Origin of the sequence: Sphaerimonospora thailandensis (assembly GCF_016863115.1) — a bacterium.
Classification (GTDB): Bacteria; Actinomycetota; Actinomycetes; order Streptosporangiales; family Streptosporangiaceae; genus Sphaerimonospora; species Sphaerimonospora cavernae.
Genome location: NZ_BOOG01000108.1, coordinates 1 through 3,304, shown reverse-complemented (window position 1 = coordinate 3,304; position 3,304 = coordinate 1). Strand labels below are relative to the sequence as shown.

The following is a 3,304-nucleotide window of genomic DNA, read 5'->3' as shown; positions in this document are numbered from 1 at the left end:
ACATGTACCAGAGTGCGTGTCCGAGGGGGGACTTGAACCCCCATGCCCATCACTGGGCACTAGCACCTCAAGCTAGCGCGTCTGCCTATTCCGCCACCCGGACGTGTGCCACACGCGGGACGTTCATCTCGCGTCGGCTGCTACAGGTTAGCACTCTCTCAGCATTGCGTCATACCGCCGACGCGGTGCCGTACGGACCATGGCCCAGGGTTGACCCCTTACGCCCCGAAACAGGCAGGATGGAGGCGCGAGCCGTACGGGAACCCGCCGAGGGACCGGTGACCACGATGTTGTGGATCGGCAGCATGTGAGGAGGCGAAATGACCCTGCTGAACGGGGAGGACGAGGTCGTGGAACTGTGCCGCGACCTGATCCGCATCGACTCGACGAACGCGGGGGACAACGCGGGCCCCGGCGAGCGCGCCGCGGCCGAGTACGTGGCGGCCAAACTCGCCGACGTCGGCCTGGAACCGCGGATCCTCGAGTCCGACACCAAGCGAGCCAGTGTGATCGCCCGCATCGAGGGGACCGACCCGAACCGGGACGCTCTGCTGCTGCACGGTCACCTGGACGTCGTGCCGTTCGACGCGGCCGATTGGCGGCATCACCCGCTGAGCGGCGAGATCGCCGACGGCTGCGTATGGGGCCGCGGCGCGGTGGACATGAAGAACATGGACGCGATGATCCTCGCGGTCGTACGGCAGCGCCTCAACGCCGGGCGCCGCCCGCCGAGGGACGTGGTCCTGGCGTTCACCGCGGACGAGGAGGCCGGCGGTCTTTACGGCGCGCACTGGCTCGTCGACAAGCATCCGGAGGTCTTCGACGGCTGCACCGAGGCGATCGGTGAGGTCGGCGGCTTCAGCGTGACCGTCGAGGGGAAGGGCCGCCTTTACCTGATCGAGGCCGCGGAGAAGGGCATCGCCTGGATGCGGCTGACCGCGAAGGGGCGGGCCGGGCACGGCTCGATGCTCAACGACGACAACGCGGTGACCGAGCTCGCCGAGGCGGTGGGCCGCCTGGGCCGCCACAAGTGGCCGGTACGGCTCACCCCGACCGTGCAGGCGTTCTTCGAGGAGGTCTTCGAGGTCGAGGTCAAGGCGGAGGACGCCGAGGCCGCCGTCGCCGCGCTCGGCCCGCTGGCGCGGATGATCGGCGCCACACTGCGCAACACGGTCAACCCGACCATGCTGCGGGCGGGATACAAGACGAACGTCATTCCGCAGGCCGCCGTGGCGGAGGTGGACGGCCGGTTCCTGCCCGGCTACGAGGACGAGTTCTTCCAGACGGTCGACGAGTTGCTCGGGCCGAACGTGACAAGGGAGTTCGTCAACCACGACGTGGCGGTCGAAACCGCGTTCAAGGGGCCGCTGGTCAAGGCGATGGCCGACGCGTTGCACGCGGAGGACCCCGGGGCGAAGGCGGTGCCGTACACACTGAGCGGCGGCACGGACCTCAAGGCGTTCAGCCGTCTGGGCATGCGCGGGTACGGCTTCGCGCCCCTCCGGCTCCCCCCGGGCTTGGACTTTTCTGGGATGTTCCATGGCGTTGACGAGCGAGTTCCGGTGGATTCGCTCCGATTTGGGGTCCGCGTGCTTGACCATTTCCTCGGTTACTGCTGAGAAAGCTGTTGCGATCACGTGGCGTACCGCTACAGTGACTCTTCGTAGAGGGCTGGCTCCGCACCAGGCGGTCCCAGCGGACTCGGGAGGCCACGTGACGTACATGCCGGAAGAGCAGCGGAGGGCACAGCCGTCCGCCGCCTGCCCGGGCGTGTCCGTGGTGTCTTCCGGGCCCGCCCGGGGAGGTCGGATGGCGCGGTTCGCGGCCGGCTTCCCGCTGGGTCGTCTTCTGGTCATCGGTGGACTGATCACCGCCGGATGGCTGCTCGGCGTTATATACGGCGTGTTTGGCCCGGCCATGTCCGTGGTCGGAATGCCAGCGCAGCCCTCCGCACAAGGTGTCGCCGGGTCGATGCTCCCCGACGCTCTCTCCACGGCCGGTTCCGCCAACTCGCTCACATCGAGCAGTTCGCCCATATCGGGCAGCTCGCTCGCATCGAGCTCCGGCGGGAAGGCCAAGGAGAGGTCAGGGAGGGTCGGCGGATTCCCCACGGCGACGAAGAACGCCTCGGCCAACGCCGAGGCGATGGCAGGACGGACAGTCGACGGGCTCACCAGTCAGTCGAAGCCCCTGCTCCCATCGTCCTCCGCGGAGGACCACGTGGGTGACCACGGTCTGGTTCCGCAGACGAGCGGTGAGTCGATGGTGTTCGGGGACATCGCGCGGAGCACGTTCGAGCCGCGCTTCACGAAGCTGCCCGCCCCGGTGGCGGCAGTCGTTCCCCCAGTGGTCCGCACAGCGGCGGACGATCCTTCCTTCTCTCCTGACTGATCCCGCCATTGTCGCCGGTCCCTCGTCTTGGGACCGGGGCCGGAGCCTGCCGCGCGTGTCGGGCATGCCGTACGGATCCAGGTAATCCGGGCGTGGGCATCTCAAACACCCGTCACGCATCTCGTACGGCGGTCTCCGCGGGTGACGCGGACTCTCCAATCTCGTGACCGTCCACTGCCCCGCTGTGTCTTCGGCGTGGACATCTGTCGCGAGCTGTCAGGTAACCCCCTAAATAAGAACCACTAGGAGCATCCATCATGCGAACGTGGGCGAAGGGCTCAACTTCCGCGGCGTTTCTCGCCGTCGGCGTCCTGGCTCTTGGCAGCGGTACGGCTTACGCCGACACCGACGGCACGGGCTCGATCGGCGGCGGCAACCAGATCAACATCCCGATAACCCTGCCGATCGACATCAGCGGGAACGCCGTGGCCGTGGCCGGGGAGTCGAACGCCTCGTCCCAGGGCGGCGCGTCCGTCCTGGGTTCCCCGCGGGGTGCCGCGGTCGACGCCGGCGGCAACCGGACCTCCGGGCGGCACAGCATCCTCGGCGGCAACCAGGTGGTCGCTCCGATCACCGCCCCGATCAACGTCTGCGGCAACGCGATCTCGCTGTTCGGCGAGTCCGAGGCGGGCTGCAAGGGCGGCGCGGCGGTCAAGGGCTCCCGGCGGGGCGCCGCGGTCGACGCCGGCGGCAACCGGACCTCCGGGCGGCACAGCATCCTCGGCGGCAACCAGGTGGTGGCTCCGATCACCGCCCCCATCAACCTGTGCGGCAACTCCGTCGCGATCTTCGGCGACGCCACGGCGGGTTGCCGGGGCGGGGCGACCGTCGGTGGGCACGGCAGGCACGGCGGCGCCGTGCGCGCCGGGGACAACCGCACCTCGGGCCGCTCCTCCATCCTGGGCGGCAACCA

General features: G+C 68.9%; 3 protein-coding genes and 1 tRNA gene. 3 read left to right on the top strand and 1 reads right to left on the bottom strand.

What is annotated here, in order from left to right; translation table 11 throughout:
• Nucleotides 1-17: 17 nt before the first annotated feature.
• A tRNA-Leu gene (locus tag Mth01_RS29050) sits at nucleotides 18-103 on the bottom strand.
• Nucleotides 104-320: 217 nt separating this feature from the next.
• Between Mth01_RS29050 and Mth01_RS29045 the strand changes: the two genes are divergently transcribed.
• From Mth01_RS29045 to Mth01_RS29035, 3 genes are all read left to right on the top strand, one after another.
• The gene (locus Mth01_RS29045; protein ID WP_204019161.1) at nucleotides 321-1,619 is read left to right on the top strand and encodes a M20/M25/M40 family metallo-hydrolase; all 1,299 of its coding nucleotides are present in this window, start codon (nucleotides 321-323) and stop codon (nucleotides 1,617-1,619) included.
• Between the two features lie 190 nt (nucleotides 1,620-1,809).
• Nucleotides 1,810-2,391, top strand: a complete 582-nt coding sequence (locus Mth01_RS29040; protein ID WP_204019160.1) for a hypothetical protein — start codon at nucleotides 1,810-1,812, stop codon at nucleotides 2,389-2,391.
• Between the two features lie 257 nt (nucleotides 2,392-2,648).
• Nucleotides 2,649-3,304 (top strand): chaplin family protein (locus Mth01_RS29035; RefSeq protein ID WP_204019159.1); only part of this gene is annotated, 656 nt, incomplete at its 3' end.